The organism is Salmonella sp. K21076 (genome assembly GCF_039650795.1).
In the GTDB taxonomy this organism is placed as follows: Bacteria; Pseudomonadota; Gammaproteobacteria; order Enterobacterales; family Enterobacteriaceae; genus Salmonella; species Salmonella enterica.
In genome coordinates, this window is sequence record NZ_JBCLYA010000025.1 from 173641 (window position 1) to 192516 (window position 18876).

Here is an 18876-nt window from a genome sequence, read left to right on the forward strand (position 1 = left end):
ATCGATCGATCATGGTTATTATTATTTATGGATAATTAGACAGTTAATATAGATATTTTGTATGCTTGGCTTTTGGCGCTACAGCCTGCAAAGCAGTGTTAACACTTCATAATGCGCGGTATGGGGGAACATATCGAAAAGCTGAACACGTTGAATACGGTAGTTCGGCAGATGGCGAATATCCTGCGCCATCGTCTGCGCGTTACAGCTCGAATAAATGATAAAACGCGGCGCCATTTGTGCAAGGTAATCGCACAACGGCTTGCCAATGCCGCGGCGGGGAGGATTCACCAACACCAGATCGGGCGTTTCGCCTTGTGCGGTGGCGAATTGGGTGGAATCCAGCGCCTGGAAATGAAGGCGGGTTAATCCCAGCTCGGCAGCGGATTGCTTCGCGCAGGCAATCGCCTCCGGCGCGATCTCAATACCGGTTAATTGCATCTGCGGCGTCGCGCAGTGCAGGCCGAATCCGCCCACTCCGCAAAAAAGATCCCACATATGGCGTACCGGCAATTGCCCTACCCAGTCGCGCGCCGTCGCATATAATCGGCTGGCGACCGTAGGGTTGGTCTGAAAGAAACTTTGCGGACGAATCCACAGCGGCACATCGTTAAAACGTTCCGCCAGCGCCTGCTGATCCGTCAGATAGATTTCCGTCTCCCCTTCCATAATCGCCATATGTACCGGCTGGATATTCGCGGTGATCACTCTGAGCTGCGGCAGTTGCGCGCGCAGCCACGGTAACGCCGCGCGCAGTTGCGTAAGTTTGGTTTCTGAACGCAACACGAAGCGTAGCATCATGCCGCCATCGAACTGACTTTCCGTCAGCAACAGGTATTTCAGTTCGCCGCGTTTTCGCGCCACGTTATAAGGCGTGAGTCCGGCACGGGCAATAAAAGGTTTTAGCGCGCTGAATACGGGGGCAAAGGAGGCGGGATACAGCGGGCAAGCGCAAAGATCGACCGGCGTACCGTCGCGATGCAGCATCCCGAAGAGCGGTTTTTCTACACTACCGCTCACGACCATTTTCGCTTTGTTGCGGAAATGCTGTTCCGGGCCGCTAATCGGCGCGCACCACTGTTCAACAGGCAGCCCGGCCAGCAAACGATGTAAATCGGCTGTTTTTGCGGAAAGTTGTTCGTTAACCGACTGCGTAATCCATTGACAGGAACGGCAGCGACCCGCGTCATAGAGTGCGCACTGCATACCAAAAAACCTTCATATTATCCGGGGTGACGATTATACACATTATTGCAGCCGGAAGAACCGACGGCTGGGAGCGGGAATAAACAGCAGAAACAGAATTAAAAGATCGGGGAGTTTTTGCATGACCAGGGAATGCAGGATATCACGCTTCGATTCTCCCGCGATGCTAAACAACTCCGGATACCCGTAGCCTAACGACGCCGCCCACAGATACCCACTCACAATAATTTGTGCCGCCAGGTACACCCAGCGCGCCCAGCTACGGCCTTTCACCAGCGAAAACGCACAATAAATTTCAATAAAGACCAGCACTAAGCTGGCCAGAAAGACCAGGGTTAAGCTCCACGTCTGCACGCTGCGATGAATAAACTCGCCCATCCCGCGTATGCCGAGGGTATTCATAATCATCAGCACATCGAGACCGCGAATCAAAATAATCGCCATAGCCGCAACCTGCACCAGCGTAGGCACATTTAAACGGGCATGTGATGAGGTTGATTGCTTTATAAATCCCAATGAATGTCTTCCCTGAAAATGATGCCGCGACTCGCGCGGCAACGCATTGCCATAGTGGAAGATTTTAGTGGCTTCAGCCGCGTCTTGCACGCTGGATATCGCGAATCCGCTGTTTTTCCGCTCGCGCCATCAGGTACCAGGCAATAAATCCGATGATTCCTACCACGCCGAGGATTAACGTCGCCAGCGCGTTGATTTCCGGGTTCACACCCATGCGCACGCTGGAGAAAACCAGCATCGGTAGCGTGGTGGCGCCGGGACCGGAAACGAAGCTGGCAATCACCAGATCGTCAAGGGAGAGCGTAAAGGCCAACAGCCAGCCCGAGATCACCGCTGGCATGATCATCGGTAACGTAATGACAAAAAAGACCTTCAACGGCGCCGCGCCAAGATCCATCGCCGCCTCTTCAATCGAACGATCCAGTTCGCGTAATCTCGAAGCGATCACCACTGCCACATAGGCGGTACAGAAAGTGACGTGCGCCAACCAGATGGTCAGCATTCCGCGATCGGAGGGCCAGCCGATAGTATGACCGAGCGCGACAAACAGCAGCAGCAGCGACAGCCCGGTAATCACATCCGGCATCACCAGCGGCGCGGTGATCATAAACGCAAAGCCGTTTGCGCCGCGAAATCGTCCAAATCGCACCATCACCACCGCGGCGATAGTACCGAGCACCACCGCCATCGTCGCCGCGCAGGCGGCAATTGTCAGGCTTAGTCCCACTGCGCTCATCATGGCGGTATCCCGAAAGAGCTCGCCATACCAGCGCGTCGACCATCCCGCCCACACCGTCACCAGCTTCGAACTGTTAAACGAGTAAATCACCAACATTAACATCGGCGCATAGAGAAAAGTAAACCCCAGCACCAGAATCAGAATGCGCCAGGGCGAGCGAACGACCGGTAAGTTATTCATCCGTGCTCCCCCACACTTTTTTGCTGATGTTTATGGAACCACATGATCGGGACTATCAGCAGCAGCAACATAATAATGGCGACCGCAGAAGCCACCGGCCAGTCGCGGTTATTGAAAAACTCCTGCCACAGGACGCGACCAATCATGATACTGTCCGGCCCGCCAAGCAGTTCCGGGATCACGAACTCGCCCACCGCCGGGATAAAAACCAGCATCGAGCCGGCGATGATTCCGCCTTTGGTGAGCGGGACAATGATGCTAAAAAATGTTTTCATCGGTCGGGCGCCGAGATCCAGCGACGCTTCCACCAGCGAATAATCAATGCGCGTCAACGCGGTATAAATGGGCAGAACCATAAACAGCAGATACGCATAAACAATGCCGATATAGACGGCCAGGTTAGTGTGCAGGATCGTCAGCGGCTGATCGATAACCCCTAGCCACAGCAACACATTGTTCAGCACACCGTTGTTTTTCAAAATGCCCATCCAGGCATAGACGCGTATTAAAAAAGACGTCCACGAGGGCAGAATCACCAACAGCAGCAGGATATTGCGCGTGGAGGGCTTGCTGTGCGCCACCGCCCACGCCAGCGGGTAGCCCAGCAGCAGGCAGCAGATTGTGGAAATACCGGCAATTTGTAACGATTGCAGACAGGCTTCGAAATAGAGCGGATCGTCGGTCAGTTGCAAAAAATTGCCGAGGTTGAGCGTAATCGACAACTGACCGTCAGCCCATTCCAGCAGATCGGTATACGGCGGGATCGCCCGCGCCATTTCCGCCAGGCTTATCTTAAAGACGATAAGAAACGGCAGTAAAAACAGCAGAATGAGCCAGATATAAGGCAAAGCAATAACCAGCTTACGCCCATGTTTCATTTGCATTCGCGCCAACCATAGCGCCGCGCCGCCAGGTTTACTGATGCGTGCCGGAGGTTCAAGTGTGCTCATGTTTCCCCCTTATACCGTCAGGACCACGCAGCTATCCGCTTCCCAGCACAAACGCACTTCATCGCCCCAGGTCGGTAACCCTTTCCGGTAACGGTGCGCATTCTGCAGTTGAGCGCTGATCATCTGCCCGCTTTTTAGCCGCACATGATAAATAGACAGATCGCCGAGATACGCAATATGCGCCACTTCGCCGACGGCGAAATTATAGCCATCGGCAGGCGGCGACTCACACAGCATGATTTTTTCCGGACGTAGCGCCACATATACCGGCACATTATCAACGACAGAGGCATCTGCATCGACTTTTAACGGATGAACCAAACCGGGCGCGTCAATGACCAGACCGTCCTCTTCACGCGCTTTCAGTAAGCCCTCAAAAACATTTACCGATCCGATAAATTCGGCGCTATAGCGGGTTGTCGGATGCTCGTAAATCTCCTCCGGTTCGCCAATTTGCACAAATTTTCCACGGTTCATGATGGCAATGCGCCCCGCCATCGTCATGGCTTCTTCCTGATCGTGCGTCACCATGACGCAAGTCACGCCGACGCGCTCAAGGATATCCACCACTTCCAGCTGCATCCGGTCGCGTAATTTTTTATCCAGCGCGCCCATCGGTTCATCCAACAAGAGCAGCTTAAGACGTTTCGCCAGGCTGCGCGCCAGGGCCACGCGCTGACGCTGACCGCCGGAAAGCTGATGCGGCTTACGTTTTGCAAACTCCTGCATGTGCACCAGACCCAGCATCTCATTGACGCGGCTGGTAATCTCCGCCTTCGGCAGTTTGTCCTGCTTCAGACCAAAAGCGATGTTCTGCTCTACCGTCATATGCGGAAACAACGCATAGGACTGAAACATCATATTAATCGGACGCTGATACGGCGGAACATGCGCCAGATCGACGCCGTCGAGCATAATTTGCCCGCTGCTCGGCGGTTCAAAACCCGCCAGCATCCGTAACAGAGTCGATTTTCCACAACCTGACGCGCCCAGCAGGGCAAAAATCTCACCTTTATAGATAGTCAGACTGACATCATCGACAGCATGTTGCCCGTCGAATGACTTCGTCAGGTTGCGAATTTCCAGAAGCGGCGTCAGCGCTTTACGGGTTTTCACCTGCGGGCGGTGGGGGGCATCATTCACAAGGCGCTCTCCGGCATAACACAATCAAACGATACAAACGGTGGAATGCCCGATAGCGCACGCTTATCAGGCCATACCGTTAATAAATTACTTACCGCTTTTCACCTTCGTCCATGCGCGGGTGCGGACGCGATCAATCTTCGGCTCCTGCACTTTCAGGGTAAACAACTTGGCCCGCACATCCGCCGGCGGATAAATTCCTGGGTTATCGCGCACCTGCTGGCTGACCAGCGCCGTCGCCTCTTTATTCGCATTGGCGTAGAAAACGTGATCGGAAATATGAGCAATCACATCAAGGCGCAGCAGATAATTAAGGAACTGGTAGGCCTCGTCTTTATTTTTGGCGTCAGCCGGCATGGCAAACACATCAAAAAATGCCATTACCCCCTCTTTGGGGATCGAGAAAGAGATATTGACGCCATTTTTCGCCTCTTTCGCCCGGTTAGCGGCCTGCCAGACATCGCCCGCCCAGCCGATGGCCACACAGGTATCGCCATTAGCCAGATCGTTAATGTATTGCGAGGAGTGGAAATAGCGAATGTTTGGCCGTAGCTTCAACAACAGATCGGTTGCCGGGCCGGTGTAGTCATCCGCTTTGCTGCTATTCGGATCTTTACCCAGATAATTCAGCACGGTGGCAAAAATTTCTTCAGGCGCATCAAGGAAAGAGACGCCGCAGCTTTTTAGCTTCTCCAGATTTTCCGGCTTGAGGACTAAATCCCAGCTATTCACTGGCGCATCATCCCCCAGCACCGCTTTCACTTTATCAACGTTATAGCCAATGCCCGTCGTGGCCCACATATAGGGCATGGCGTATTTGTTGTCAGGATCGTGCTTCGCTACCAGTTTCAGCAGTTCAGGATCGAGGTTTTTCCAGCCGGGAAGTTTGCTTTTATCCAGCGGCTGAAAAACGCCCGCGGTGAGCTGGCGCTCAAGAAAACTGGCCGATGGCACCACCAGATCGAACCCGGTGCTGCCTGCCATTAACTTGCCTTCCAGCACTTCGTTAGAGTCAAAGACATCATAGATAACGTTAATCCCGGTCTCTTTTTCAAAGTTCGCCACCGTGTCCGGCGCGATATAATCTGACCAGTTATAAATGTGCAGCGTTTTTTGTTCGGCAGCGAGCGTGCCGACAGAGACGACCATCAGAGCACCCGCAACCAGACCCGATAGCCATTTTTTCTTTAAGGCGGTCATCATCGCTTTCCTTCTAAAATCCGTTAACAAATGAACCCATTAGGCGTGGTTTAAAACATGCCTGAAATGTGCATACCTTTTCATTTGATACAAATGAAGAAGAGAGGTCGCCCTCCCTGCCATCAAGCTCGCTATAGAAGCTTCGCAAGAATAACTTTAGCTAAGGTTTGAGGCTATAGCCCAGATTAAAAAACGCCTTTTATCAATTTTTTATGCAGGTTTTGTCTATGTGATAAAGCGAAATGGCCAGAAAGGAGGTGAATAATTCTTTAAATAAAGGTTAACAGCAGCATAAAAAAACGTAAACAGCAGCCGCGCTGGCAGCGACTGCCTGATTATCGGGAGGGATCAGTGAAGAAAATGGTCAACCGCGCTGGTTTTTTGCGCGTCTTCTTCCGCGTTAAACAGAAGCTGATGCGCCCCGGCCTCAAGGATCACCATAGAAATCTGCTCTTCACTTTGGCGAACAAACCATTCGAACTGCTCGTAGGTGACGCCTTGCATAACGGATAAAGACTGGCACACAACCAGTTTTGGCAGATTATCATCCTGCATATCGAGAAAGGCTTTTACCGTCAACGAACTGGCGTTGATAGCAGAGAGATCGGCCGCCAGCGGCAGCAACGCGGAAGGCCTGACCTCCGCCATCGCGGAAAAAAGAACGGTGTTGTCCACCAAATTGATTTTAGCATCGTAGACGCCGTCAAAATTCTGCATATGCGGCAAATGCAGCGCCTGGCAGGTATCACATTCGAAGAAATTCATGCCCAGGTCGTCGAGCCATTGACGCAACGTATCCAGAGTGGGAACGACCAGTGATATCATAATAATGTGCTACCTCTTACGATGACGATGAAAAAATTACCGGCACAGCTTACGCAAAAAGCGTGCTTCGTACTACGGCGGAATCCACGATTGCGATTAGCCGCCGATTTTAAGGCAAAATTCAGGCGTAGCGTGACGTTCTATCCACTGAATCATTCGCCCCGCGATATCCACGCCCGTAGTCTTTTCGATACCTTCCAGTCCCGGCGAGGCATTCACCTCCATCACCAGCGGCCCGCGCGCGGCGCGTAAAATATCGACACCCGCCACATCCAGCCCCAGCGTCTGTGCGGCTTTGATGGCGATATCCCGTTCACGGGGCGTGATCGTCGCGATGCTGGCCACCCCGCCACGATGAAGATTGGAGCGAAAATCACCGGCTTTCGCGCACCGCTCAATCGCCGCCACAACCTCATTGCCGACGACCAGACAACGAATATCGCATCCTTTAGCTTCGGCAATGTATTCCTGAACCAGGATATGGGCATTCAGCCCCCGAAACGCATCAATAACGCTTTCAGCAGCCTGACGCGTCTCCGCCAATACCACGCCGATCCCTTGCGTGCCTTCTACCAGCTTCACGACCAGCGGCGCCCCGCCAACCATCTTAATAAGATCGCTGGTATCATCCGGCGAATGGGCGATCCCGGTAATGGGGAGATCGATCCCCTGGCGCGCCAGAAGTTGTAGCGATCGCAGCTTATCGCGCGCGCGGGTAATAGCGACGGATTCATTCAGCGGATAGCTACCCAGTAGCTCAAACTGACGTAGCGCAGCGGTACCATAAAAGGTAATGGCCGAACCAATACGGGGAATAACGGCGTCAAAATGGGGCAGACGACGCCCCTTGTAATGGATCGACGACGCTGCCGGATTAATATTCATATAGCAGGAAAGAGGATCGAGTATCTCGACCAGATGGCCGCGCCGCATCGCCGCTTCGCGCAGACGTTTGCAAGAATAGAGCGTTCCATCCCTAGACAATATGGCAATTTTCACCCTGCACCTCGCTGAAAACCCTGAAAAGCCCGCGTATCATACACTGGCCCGCAGGTTTTAGCGCGTCGCCCAGCCCTGTTTATGCAAATATTCAAGGATAAATGGGCGATTTTCTTTAATCAGGGTGCGACGGATATGATCGCTCCAGGTATCGCGTCGCGTATTACTGCCGCGGGTCAGATAATACTCAGCCAACTGCTCGTCATAGCGCGCCAGCAGCTTTTCATCAAGCGGTTGATACTGGTTCTCATGAACCACAAGCTCGGCAGGCAGGCGCGGTTTCAGATCCGGATTATCCGCAGGCCATCCCAAACACAGGCCAAAGAGCGGCAATACATGCTTCGGCAATTTTAATAGTTCGGTAACAGATTCAATATTATTACGGATGCCGCTGATATACACGCCGCCTAACCCCAGTGATTCCGCCGCCGTCAGCGCGTTTTGCCCCATCATCGCCGTATCGACGACACCGAGCAGCAGTTGTTCGGCAAGCCCCAACTGCGCGTCAGGACAGATCTGCAAATGACGATTAAAATCGGCACAAAATACCCAGAACTCAGCGGCCTGCGCCACATGCTTTTGCCCGCCCGTCAGGGGCACTAACGCCTCGCGCAGCGCCCGATCGGTAATACGGATTATAGAGCTGCACTGTAAAAAACTGGAACTGGACGTGCTGCGCGCGGCGGCAATAATGGCCTCTCGCTGCGCGTCAGTCACGGGTTCATCGGTGAAATGGCGAATAGAACGATGGCCACAAAGAAGTTCAATGGTCGGACTCATTATGCTTTTCTCTATCTGAACGGGAAGAAATGTCGGGTGGACGTTTCATCAACTGCGGCGCCAGTAACTGCGCAATACGCCACATCATCGCCACCGCGGCGGGGAGGATCAACACGACGCCCAGGAAAACCATCAATACGCCAGCCAGCGACGTATTGAACGGCGCGGGCAGCGTAAGGTAATGATTAAGCGATAGCAGAGCAAGCGCCAGCAAAATCATACCGAGGCATTCCAGTATCAGTACGCTTTTGGGTAACACGCCGATCGTGCGCATATCAAGCCTCCCGGTTAACTGACGCACAGTGTAGAACGTTCTGGTCCGGCGTGCTTAACAGATATAGCCCTGAGTTATCAAAGGAACAGGCGTAACCTGCTTTTCATCTGCCGTAAATCGCGGCATGATAACACCTGTTCGCCGTCTGGCTTTATGTTCGAGGAGAGATATGTTTACTGTTATTTTTGGCCGCCCAGGGTGCCCTTATTGCGTGCGTGCAAAAGAGTTGGCGGAAAAACTGAGCAAAGAACGCGACGATTTCAACTACCGCTATATTGATATCCATGCCGAAGGCATTACTAAAGCGGATTTGGAAAAAACCGTAGGTAAACCTGTAGAAACCGTACCGCAGATTTTTGTCGATCAAAAACATATCGGCGGCTGTACGGATTTTGAAGCATGGGCAAAAGAAAATCTGAATCTTTTCGCCTGATTGCTCTGGCGACGCCCTCTGCCGGAGGGCGCTATCGGCGTTTTTTTCGCCGGTGGCTAAACAGGCTGCTAATAAACAAATAGCAGAGCGCGCCTAACGCACACCAGAATACGGCGCTAAATAACCACGCCAGTTCTTGCCAAAACGATCGGGTAGGCATAAATACCACGCGCATTAACACCAGGCAAAACGGCGCCGCCAGCATCGCCCCGATCAGCGGTCGGATCACCTCGCGTCGGTGAGAACAAAAACTGGCCACCGCACCAAGCAACGTAAAAAATAACAGTCCAATCTCAGGATGCCCTGCCGCGCGAAAAGCGCCTTGTACATGCATAGTTAATGAAAGACACACCACAATAAAGAGTACAAAGCAGCAGACAACGCTTGCCCACCCGTGTTTATGTTTCAACCGTTCCTCCTGACACTCTCTATCGAACACGCTTTCCGCCGTGAGGCATCCAGTCAGATAAAGTCATGTGGCATTCCATGCCAAAAACACACCTGCACAATTCTTATAGCCGTTAGTACGCAATAAGATTAAACTAGCAGGATATATTGTTGTGTTGTTTTTATTTGGATGCTGTATGCAATACGATTGCACCCTTAATTCATGATAAAAACAGTAGCGTAAATTACCATTTCTTTCAACAGCTTACTCGTAAACAAGAAGTTAGTCTCCGTGAATATAAACGTCGCAGATTTGTTAAATGGGAATTACATCCTGTTATTATTTGTGGTCCTGGCTCTTGGCCTGTGTCTTGGCAAGTTACGTCTGGGTTCAGTCCAACTTGGTAATTCCATTGGCGTTTTAGTGGTCTCTCTATTATTAGGGCAGCAACACTTTAGTATTAACACCGACGCGCTAAATCTGGGATTTATGCTGTTTATTTTTTGTGTCGGCGTCGAGGCTGGCCCCAACTTTTTTTCGATTTTTTTTCGCGACGGTAAAAATTATCTGATGCTTGCCCTGGTCATGGTCGGTAGCGCTCTGCTAATCGCCTTAGGCCTTGGTAAGCTATTCGGCTGGGATATCGGCCTGACGGCCGGTATGCTGGCCGGCTCAATGACATCCACGCCCGTGCTGGTTGGCGCAGGCGATACCCTGCGACATTCCGGCATCGCCAGCACCCAACTCTCCTCCGCTCTTGATAATCTGAGCCTGGGCTATGCCCTGACCTATCTGATTGGGCTGGTCAGTCTGATCGTGGGCGCGCGTTACTTGCCTAAACTACAGCATCAGGATTTGCAAACCAGCGCCCAGCAAATTGCTCGCGAGCGCGGTCTGGATACCGATGCTAATCGCAAGGTTTATTTGCCGGTTATCCGCGCCTATCGGGTTGGCCCGGAACTGGTGGCCTGGACTGACGGTAAAAACCTGCGCGAGCTGGGTATTTACCGCCAGACAGGCTGCTATATCGAACGTATTCGTCGTAACGGTATTCTGGCGAACCCGGATGGCGATGCGGTGCTGCAAATGGGCGATGAGATTGCGCTGGTCGGCTATCCGGACGCGCACGCCAGGCTCGATCCCAGCTTCCGTAATGGTAAGGAAGTGTTTGATCGCGATCTGCTTGATATGCGCATCGTGACGGAGGAAATTGTGGTGAAAAACCACAATGCGGTCGGTCGCCGCCTCGCTCAGCTCAAGCTGACCGATCATGGCTGCTTCCTTAACCGCGTCATCCGCAGCCAGATCGAAATGCCTATCGACGATAACGTCGTGCTGAATAAAGGCGACGTGTTACAGGTGAGCGGCGACGCCAGACGCGTAAAAACCATCGCCGATCGCATTGGTTTTATTTCGATCCATAGTCAGGTGACGGACCTGCTCGCCTTCTGCGCTTTTTTTATCATCGGGTTAATGATCGGGATGATTACCTTCCAGTTCAGAAATTTTAGTTTCGGCATCGGCAACGCGGCCGGATTGCTGTTCGCCGGGATCATGCTCGGTTTCCTGCGCGCTAACCATCCTACCTTTGGTTATATTCCGCAGGGCGCGCTTAACATGGTGAAAGAATTCGGCTTGATGGTATTTATGGCAGGCGTTGGTTTAAGCGCCGGCAGCGGTATCAGCAACGGTCTGGGCGCGGTCGGCGGACAAATGCTGATCGCCGGGCTTGTCGTCAGCCTGATACCGGTGGTGATCTGCTTCTTGTTTGGCGCTTATGTGCTGCGCATGAACCGGGCGCTGCTGTTCGGCGCCATGATGGGCGCGCGTACCTGCGCCCCGGCGATGGAAATCATTAGCGATACAGCGCGCAGCAATATTCCAGCGCTGGGTTATGCGGGGACTTACGCCATCGCCAACGTTCTGCTAACGCTGGCGGGGACGCTTATTGTCATCATCTGGCCGGGATTAGGATAAAACTGAAGTTTGCCTTTAAGTGAAAAAATTTTGCCAATAGGTCGAACTTTTCGTTAAAGCATCAGTCATACCTATTGCCACTGCTTTTCTTTGATGTCCCCATTTTGTGGAGCCCATCAACCCCGCCATTTCGGTTCAAGGTTGGTGGGTTTTTTGTTGCCCGACGCAGAGTGACACGACATTGACTCTCCGGCTATTCGCTTTACCATCTGTAAAATCGCTTCACGCGCCAACGGCGTTCGATCCGTCACAAAATGCAGCGTCATCCCCTCGATAAACGCATCCAGCGCGCGGGCGGTCTGTGCGTCAAACCACTGCGCCAGCGTATTCTGGCTACGCTGCATCCAGTTTTGCATGACTATTTTTAACGCTGGCTTATCGCTGGCATAGGCATATAACTGATACATTAACGCCATATTATCCGGCGTCGTAACCTGCGAGCCGTAAATCATTTCCGTTATCGCCTGGCACGCCCCCTCCACATCCGTCACCTGCGCAAAAAAATCCTGGTATTGACGCGACATGTTCTCGGTGAAAAGTGTAAAAGCTTCACTCAATAACGCATCCATACCGGCAAAATAGTAGGTCATCGAGCCAAGCGGCACCTGAGCGATAGCGGCGATTTTCCGGTGCGTCACGGCATGAACGCCATAGGTCTTTACCGCTTCCAGTGTGGCCTGAATTATTTTTTCCCGTCGCTTAGGATCATTGGCGCGTCTTACGGCATTTTCTTTCATGATGAGTTCCACATCTCATTCAGGATGCAGGCGATAGTAGCCTGCCGCTTACGCTGAAAAAACAGACAGCAAAAACTGTCTGCACAACGAAGTATGACGACGATATGTACAAATGTACACAAGCTTGCTAATGTTTACCTCTCGCTTCTATTTTCTGGCCTGACGCTATGACCGTCCTCTCCTCACGTAACGCCTTAAAACGCCGTACCTGGGCGCTGTTTATGTTCTTCTTTTTACCCGGACTGCTGATGGCCTCCTGGGCAACCCGAACGCCTGCTATTCGGGATATTCTTTCCGTCTCTACCGCGGAAATGGGGACGGTCTTATTCGGGCTTTCTATCGGTTCAATGAGCGGTATTCTTTGTTCCGCCTGGCTGGTGAAACGATTTGGCACCCGGAAGGTTATTCACACGACGATGACCTGCGCAGTAACCGGGATGGTTATTCTTAGCGTCGCGCTGTGGTGCGCCTCGCCGCTGATTTTTGCCCTTGGATTAGCCGTTTTCGGCGCCAGTTTTGGCGCCGCCGAAGTGGCGATTAATGTCGAAGGCGCGGCGGTCGAACGCGAGCTGAATAAAACCGTTCTGCCGATGATGCATGGTTTCTACAGTTTCGGCACGCTGGCGGGCGCTGGTGTCGGCATGGCGTTAACCGCATTAAGCGTCCCGGCTAACATCCATATCATCCTCGCGGCTGCCGTGGCGATCGCGCCCATTTTTATCGCCATTCGGGCGATCCCTGACGGTACGGGTAAAAACGCATCGGAAGGTTCTCACCTTCAGGAAAAAGGATTACCTTTTTATCGGGACATCCAGCTTTTGCTTATTGGCGTGGTGGTGCTGGCAATGGCATTCGCCGAAGGATCTGCGAATGACTGGCTACCGCTACTGATGGTAGACGGACACGGTTTTAGCCCAACCTCCGGCTCTCTGATCTACGCCGGTTTCACGCTTGGTATGACCGTTGGCCGCTTTACCGGCGGCTGGTTTATTGACCGCTATAGCCGGGTGACGGTTGTTCGCGCCAGCGCGTTGATGGGAGCGTTGGGCATTGGCCTGATTATTTTTGTCGATAGCGACTGGGTTGCCGGCGTCTCGGTCATTCTTTGGGGCTTAGGCGCTTCGCTCGGCTTCCCGCTGACCATTTCCGCCGCCAGCGATACCGGTCCCGACGCGCCGACGCGCGTGAGCGTTGTCGCCACGACCGGCTATCTGGCGTTTTTGGTCGGGCCGCCGCTGTTGGGCTATCTGGGAGAGCACTATGGATTACGCAGCGCCATGATGGTTGTGCTGGCGCTGGTTATTCTGGCAGCGCTGGTGGCGAAGGCCGTCGCCAAACCTGTATCGACTCCGCAACCGGTGATGGAGCATAACGCATGAGTATTAAATTAATCGCCGTCGACATGGACGGCACTTTTCTGAGCGATCAAAAAACCTATAACCGTGACCGGTTTATGGCGCAGTACCAACAAATGAAGCGGCAAGGCATTCGCTTTGTCGTGGCCAGCGGCAACCAGTATTACCAGTTAATCTCCTTCTTTCCGGAAATTGCGCACGAAATCGCTTTTGTCGCGGAAAACGGTGGCTGGGTGGTCAGCGAAGGAGAGGATGTTTTTAACGGCGAGCTGGCAAAAGCCGACTTCCAGGCGGTTGTCGAACACCTGCTCACACGCGCCGATGTGGAGATCATCGCCTGTGGAAAAAACAGCGCCTACACGCTGAAACGGTACGACGATGCGTTAAAAGCCGTTGCGGCAATGTATTATCATCGTCTGGAGTTTGTGGATAATTTCAACAATATCAGCGATGTTTTTTTCAAATTCGGCCTTAATATTACCGATGAACGGATACCGGAAGTACAGGCGGCGCTGCACGACGCCATTGGCGATATCATGGTCCCCGTTCATACCGGCTATGGCAGTATTGATTTAATAATTCCCGGCGTGCATAAAGCCAACGGCCTGCGTCTGTTACAGCAGCGCTGGGGCATTCATGATAGTGAAGTGGTGGTATTCGGCGACGGCGGCAACGATATTGAGATGCTGCGTCAGGCCGGGTTTAGTTTTGCCATGTCGCACGCCAGCGAAGCGGTCGCGGCGGCGGCGAAATACCGCGCCGGATCGAACAATCAGGAAGGCGTGCTGGATATCATCGACAGCGTATTAAACAACGAGCCGCCGTTCAACGTCTAGCGGATGCCTCTCTACGCCTGATAACAGAAAGCTTATCAGGCGTAGCCGCTCTCTCAGACTGTTTGCAAATTCCCCGTCCGCTTATCTTTTAAGAAGACCAGCATCAGCAGTAGCCAAAGAATACCGTTTGCCAGATTAAACAGGCTAAATAGCCCATTGCCGCCGCTTAACCAGGCGTGTTTACTGACTTCAATGCCAACGGTAAAAATCAGCATTTGTAGCATTCCCATCGCCGCCGAGACCGTTCCTTTACTCATATCGCTGGAAAAGAGCGTCAGACGCACCAGTCCGGCATTCGCCAGCCCAATGCCAAAAGCGTATACGCTTAATCCCGCCGTCATCCATAAATAAGCATGGGATGAAACCACCGTCGCCGCCGCGGCGATGATCAGCCCCGCGACGATAGGCCAGCCGCCCATCACGATCAGCGAGCGAACCGTACGTCGGGAGGTTAAACGCGCCAACACCAGATTACCGGCAATGAGCGCGCCAAAAACGGGCACCTGCAGCAAACCATATTCATAGCTGCTGAGCTGTTCGCCGCTAATGATGATAATCGGCGACTGCGCAATCCAGGCCAACAGCGGCAGGCTGACAAATCCCAGCGCTAACGCCCCTGCGACGAACCGCCGATTTTTTATCACCAGCCGATAATCCCGGCCAAGCGCCTTAAATGACAGCGTTTCGCCCCGCCGCGTGGCGGTCTCCGGCATTGCGCGCTGTAGCCCGAAAAAGGCGATAGCGGCCAGTGCGGCAAATAAAATAAACATCCCCTCCCACGGCAGAACATGCACCCATGCCGCCCCAACTAGTGGTCCCAGTAGCGGCGCGATTAACGCCACGTTCGCCATCAGCGCGGTAATTTTTATACACACCGCCTCCTCAAAGGATTCCTGAATCGCGGCATACCCTACAGCGCCGATAAAACACAGGCTAATCCCTTGCAAAAAACGCAGGAATGTAAATTGTTCGATGTTTTTCGCCAGTAACGTCGCCAGGCAGGTGACAATAAACCACACGACGCCCGCCAGCATCACGGGACGACGGCCAATCCGGTCAGACAACGGGCCAAGCAGCCATTGTAAGAACATACCGCCCGCCAGATAAGCGGTCATGGACGTCGGAACCCAGTCCAGGCCCGCCTGATACTGCTCAACCACCGCCAGCATACCCGGTTGGATCATGTCGTTGCCAATATAAGTAGAAAACTCGTACAGCACCAGACAGAGAGGAAAAAGCAGCGCCTGACGTCCCAGCCTGCCGCCTGATTGTAAACGATTCTGCATACCATCTCTTCGCCAATAAAAACCGCGCAGAGTGTAATGAAAGTCGGGGAACTGAGATAGCGAATTATGAGGCTGCAAGGGAAATAGCGCACATTTTTACAGAAAGCTGCTTAGCGCTTGCGTACTTTAAGGTTAATTTAAGTTTGCGCCGTTATCATCAACGTTATTTTATGCCATTGTCTTAAATCTCTTCATGTTGCCGCCAAATAAGACAATACTGCTTTTCCTCCCTGTTACGCTGCATTTATGCTCAGTTTGCACGGGGATGAGCTGGCTATCCCTTTTGATTTCATTGCTCCGAGCCTGGATGTTATGCTGGAAAACCTTAACAACTCGCTGTTTTATTTTATTAACGCCACGCCTGATTCCGCGCAGTGGATAATTTCGCTCGCTATCTTTATCGCCAAAGATGTCATCAACATCGTCCCGCTCTTAGCCGTGGTACTCTGGCTGTGGGGGCCCCGCGATCGGGTCTGCGCCCAGCGCCAGCTGATCGTTAAAATCGGCATCGCGCTGATTATCAGTCTGGCGGTCTCCTGGACAATGGGACACCTTTTCCCGCACGACCGTCCGTTTGTCGATCATATCGGCTATAACTTCCTGCATCATGCCGCCGATGACTCGTTCCCCAGCGATCACGGTACGGTGATTTTTACCTTTGCGCTGGCGTTTTTGTTCTGGCACCGCCTCTGGTCAGGCATCGTGATGATGGCGATAGCCATGACCATCGCCTGGTCGCGCGTCTATCTCGGCGTACACTGGCCGTTAGATATGATTGGCGCGCTGCTGGTAGCGATGCTTGGCTGCCTGAGCGCACAGCTGATCTGGCAATGGTACGGCGCGCCGCTCTACCAGGCGCTGCAACGTTGTTACCGTTTCTGTTTCGCATTGCCCATTCGAAAAGGCTGGGTACGTGACTAAATAGCGAAAAAAAGAGTAATATTAAGCGCTCTGTATGGTGCGGAGCGCTTATTTAACTCTCCAGGGGAACTATGGAAACGCGACGCGACGAGCGTATTGGTCAATTGCTGCAGGCCTTAAAACGCAGCGATAAACTTCATCTTAAAGAAGCCGCGACCCTGTTGGGCGTCTCTGAAATGACCATTCGTCGCGACCTGAACCATAAAAGCGCGCCTGTCGTGTTGCTGGGCGGCTATATCGTACTGGAGCCCCGCAGCGCCAGTCATTATCTGTTAAGCGATCAAAAATCTCGTCTGGTGGAAGAAAAACGCCGTGCCGCTCAGTTGGCTGCGGGCTTGGTACAAGCGCATCAGACGGTATTTATTGACTGCGGCACCACCACGCCGTGGATCATTGAAGCTATTGATAATGATCTTCCCTTTACGGCGGTGTGCTATTCACTTAATACCTTTCTGGCGCTGCAGGACAAACCCCATTGCCGCGCCATCCTCAGCGGCGGGGAGTTTCACGCCAGCAACGCCATTTTCAAACCGCTTGATTTCCATGAAACGTTAAACAATATTTGTCCGGATATCGCGTTTTATTCCGCCGCCGGCGTTCATACCAGTAAAGGCGCTACCTGCTTTAATCTGGAAGAGCTGCCGGTAAAACATTGGGCCATGACAATGGCCCAGAGCCATGTACTGGTGGTGGATCACAGTAAATTCGGCAAGGTACGTCCGGCGCGGATGGGGGAATTATCACGCTTTGATACGATTATCAGCGACCGCCGTCCCGATGAGGCCTTTGTGGCCTACGCTAAAGCGCAACAAATTACTCTGATGTATTAACCGCAGGTTTGCCGGATGCGACGCGCACCCGGCAACGGGGTTATTTTACGAGAACCAACTGCCAAACCACTGATGGAGTTTCATCAGCACAAAATCCCACATACGGCTGAAAAATCCCCCCTCCTCGACGTTTTCCATCACCATTAACGGGCGTTGCTCAATGGATTTTCCGTTAAGCTGGAAATCGATGGTGCCGACAACCTGCCCTTTCTTCAATGGCGCCGTGAGCTGTGGTTCGTTCAACGTAAAGCTGGCCTTCAGGTTTTTAAGCTGCCCACGCGGAATCGTCACAGACCCCGCATCGCCCGCTCCCAAATTGACCTCACGCTTATCGCCAAACCAGACCCGTTGCGTCACGAATGTCGCGTCAGGTTTAATCGGCGTGACCGTTTCAAAGAAGCGGAAACCCCAGGTCAGCAGTTTTTCTGACTCATTAAAACGAATACGGTCCGTTTTCGCCCCCAGCACGACAGAGATCAGGCGCATATCGCCCTGGGTGGCGGAGGCGACAAGGTTATATCCAGCGCCTGCCGTTGTCCCCGTTTTCATGCCGTCGACATGCAGATTGGTACTCCACAACAGGCGGTTGCGGTTTGGCTGACGAATATTATTAAAAGTAAATTCTTTCTCTTTATGAATGGCGTATTCGTCAGGCACATCGTGAATCAAGGCCTTGCCGAGCAGCGCCATATCGCGAGCGGTACTGAACTGCCCTGGCGCATCAAGGCCGTGTACCGTCTGGAAGGTTGTATTGGTTAACCCCAATCGTTTCGCATAGGCATTCATCAGGCCGATAAAGGACTCCTGGCTTCCGGCGACGTAGTCGGCAAGCGCGATACAGGCATCATTACCTGACTGAATGATGATGCCTTTATTAAGATCCGCAACCGACACCTGATCGCCGGGCTTCAGAAACATCACCGACGACCCACGTAGCGCCGGGTTCCCCGTCGCCCAGGCATCTTTGCCCACCGTCACCATATCGGTCAGCTTGATTTTGCCTGCCTTCAGCGCCTGGCCCACCACGTAGCTGGTCATAATTTTTGTCAAACTGGCAGGGTCGAGTTTCTCATCGGCGTTGCCTTCCGCCAGTACTTTACCGCTGGCGTAATCCATTAAGATCCAGGCTCGCGCATCAACGCCCGGCGGCGCGATCGTTTGTTCCTCTGCCTTTACAGGCGAAGCGAAAAGGAATAAGAGAACCGAACCTGCCGCGAGGCTACGAAGGGAAGAAGCGTATTGCGTCATAGTACCACCCGAGTATCCATTCCAAAAACACACGTCACACCACCGTGTAATAA

At 52.8% G+C, this 18876-nt stretch carries 20 protein-coding genes; 6 read left to right on the forward strand and 14 right to left on the reverse strand.

Annotated features, from left to right (window positions below; genetic code table 11):
• Positions 1-78: 78 nt before the first annotated feature.
• From rlmC to AAYN39_RS10015, 10 genes are all read right to left on the reverse strand, one after another.
• Positions 79-1206, reverse strand: a complete 1128-nt coding sequence (gene rlmC, locus AAYN39_RS09970; protein ID WP_001149787.1) for a 23S rRNA (uracil(747)-C(5))-methyltransferase RlmC — start codon at positions 1204-1206, stop codon at positions 79-81.
• A 42-nt stretch (positions 1207-1248) separates the two neighbouring features.
• A complete protein-coding gene (locus AAYN39_RS09975; RefSeq protein ID WP_001763976.1) occupies positions 1249-1722 on the reverse strand; it encodes a YbjO family protein in 474 nt (157 codons plus the stop codon).
• Between the two features lie 73 nt (positions 1723-1795).
• The gene (gene potI, locus AAYN39_RS09980; protein WP_001061634.1) at positions 1796-2641 is read right to left on the reverse strand and encodes a putrescine ABC transporter permease PotI; all 846 of its coding nucleotides are present in this window, start codon (positions 2639-2641) and stop codon (positions 1796-1798) included.
• The gene (gene potH / locus AAYN39_RS09985) at positions 2638-3591 is read right to left on the reverse strand and encodes a putrescine ABC transporter permease PotH (RefSeq protein WP_000105449.1); all 954 of its coding nucleotides are present in this window, start codon (positions 3589-3591) and stop codon (positions 2638-2640) included. The genes potI and potH overlap by 4 nt, the downstream gene beginning before the upstream one ends.
• Positions 3592-3600: 9 nt before the next feature.
• Positions 3601-4734, reverse strand: coding sequence for a putrescine ABC transporter ATP-binding subunit PotG (gene potG / locus AAYN39_RS09990; protein WP_000996054.1), 1134 nt, complete (start codon positions 4732-4734; stop codon positions 3601-3603).
• An 87-nt stretch (positions 4735-4821) separates the two neighbouring features.
• Positions 4822-5934, reverse strand: a complete 1113-nt coding sequence (potF, locus tag AAYN39_RS09995) for a spermidine/putrescine ABC transporter substrate-binding protein PotF (protein WP_000125773.1) — start codon at positions 5932-5934, stop codon at positions 4822-4824.
• Between the two features lie 348 nt (positions 5935-6282).
• Positions 6283-6759, reverse strand: a complete 477-nt coding sequence (locus AAYN39_RS10000) for a YbjN domain-containing protein (RefSeq protein ID WP_000624817.1) — start codon at positions 6757-6759, stop codon at positions 6283-6285.
• Between the two features lie 96 nt (positions 6760-6855).
• Positions 6856-7758: a 30S ribosomal protein S6--L-glutamate ligase gene (rimK, locus tag AAYN39_RS10005; RefSeq protein ID WP_000684361.1), complete on the reverse strand. Its 903-nt coding sequence runs from the start codon at positions 7756-7758 to the stop codon at positions 6856-6858.
• A gap of 57 nt (positions 7759-7815) precedes the next feature.
• Entirely contained in the window at positions 7816-8538 is a 723-nt protein-coding gene (gene nfsA, locus AAYN39_RS10010) for a nitroreductase NfsA (RefSeq protein ID WP_000075306.1), read from the reverse strand.
• Positions 8522-8812: a YbjC family protein gene (locus tag AAYN39_RS10015; RefSeq protein ID WP_001259133.1), complete on the reverse strand. Its 291-nt coding sequence runs from the start codon at positions 8810-8812 to the stop codon at positions 8522-8524. Before AAYN39_RS10015 ends, nfsA begins: the two co-directional genes overlap by 17 nt.
• A gap of 169 nt (positions 8813-8981) precedes the next feature.
• Between AAYN39_RS10015 and AAYN39_RS10020 the strand changes: the two genes are divergently transcribed.
• Positions 8982-9245, forward strand: coding sequence for a GrxA family glutaredoxin (locus tag AAYN39_RS10020; RefSeq protein ID WP_000495513.1), 264 nt, complete (start codon positions 8982-8984; stop codon positions 9243-9245).
• Between the two features lie 31 nt (positions 9246-9276).
• Here AAYN39_RS10020 and AAYN39_RS10025 read toward each other — a convergent pair whose 3' ends face one another.
• Entirely contained in the window at positions 9277-9654 is a 378-nt protein-coding gene (locus AAYN39_RS10025) for an inner membrane protein YbjM (RefSeq protein WP_000680848.1), read from the reverse strand.
• A gap of 270 nt (positions 9655-9924) precedes the next feature.
• Here AAYN39_RS10025 and AAYN39_RS10030 point away from each other — a divergent pair, with 270 nt between their 5' ends.
• The gene (locus AAYN39_RS10030; protein WP_001024851.1) at positions 9925-11610 is read left to right on the forward strand and encodes an aspartate:alanine antiporter; all 1686 of its coding nucleotides are present in this window, start codon (positions 9925-9927) and stop codon (positions 11608-11610) included.
• 116 nt (positions 11611-11726) lie between these two features.
• Here the strand turns inward: AAYN39_RS10030 and AAYN39_RS10035 are convergent, their stop codons facing one another.
• Positions 11727-12347, reverse strand: a complete 621-nt coding sequence (locus AAYN39_RS10035) for a TetR/AcrR family transcriptional regulator (protein WP_000661882.1) — start codon at positions 12345-12347, stop codon at positions 11727-11729.
• A gap of 167 nt (positions 12348-12514) precedes the next feature.
• Here AAYN39_RS10035 and AAYN39_RS10040 point away from each other — a divergent pair, with 167 nt between their 5' ends.
• Both AAYN39_RS10040 and AAYN39_RS10045 read left to right on the forward strand, forming a co-directional pair.
• The gene (locus AAYN39_RS10040; protein ID WP_000217437.1) at positions 12515-13726 is read left to right on the forward strand and encodes an MFS transporter; all 1212 of its coding nucleotides are present in this window, start codon (positions 12515-12517) and stop codon (positions 13724-13726) included.
• Positions 13723-14538: a Cof-type HAD-IIB family hydrolase gene (locus AAYN39_RS10045; protein WP_000023559.1), complete on the forward strand. Its 816-nt coding sequence runs from the start codon at positions 13723-13725 to the stop codon at positions 14536-14538. The genes AAYN39_RS10040 and AAYN39_RS10045 overlap by 4 nt, the downstream gene beginning before the upstream one ends.
• A 53-nt stretch (positions 14539-14591) precedes the next feature.
• Here the strand turns inward: AAYN39_RS10045 and AAYN39_RS10050 are convergent, their stop codons facing one another.
• Positions 14592-15824, reverse strand: coding sequence for an MFS transporter (locus AAYN39_RS10050; protein WP_001181284.1), 1233 nt, complete (start codon positions 15822-15824; stop codon positions 14592-14594).
• 312 nt (positions 15825-16136) lie between these two features.
• Between AAYN39_RS10050 and ybjG the strand changes: the two genes are divergently transcribed.
• On the forward strand, positions 16137-16745 hold the full coding sequence (gene ybjG / locus AAYN39_RS10055; RefSeq protein WP_001520197.1) for an undecaprenyl-diphosphate phosphatase: 609 nt from the start codon (positions 16137-16139) through the stop codon (positions 16743-16745).
• A 71-nt stretch (positions 16746-16816) separates the two neighbouring features.
• Positions 16817-17575, forward strand: a complete 759-nt coding sequence (gene deoR / locus AAYN39_RS10060; RefSeq protein WP_000450106.1) for a DNA-binding transcriptional repressor DeoR — start codon at positions 16817-16819, stop codon at positions 17573-17575.
• Positions 17576-17620: 45 nt separating this feature from the next.
• Here the strand turns inward: deoR and dacC are convergent, their stop codons facing one another.
• Positions 17621-18823, reverse strand: coding sequence for a serine-type D-Ala-D-Ala carboxypeptidase (gene dacC, locus AAYN39_RS10065; protein WP_000195712.1), 1203 nt, complete (start codon positions 18821-18823; stop codon positions 17621-17623).
• Positions 18824-18876 lie beyond the last annotated feature (53 nt).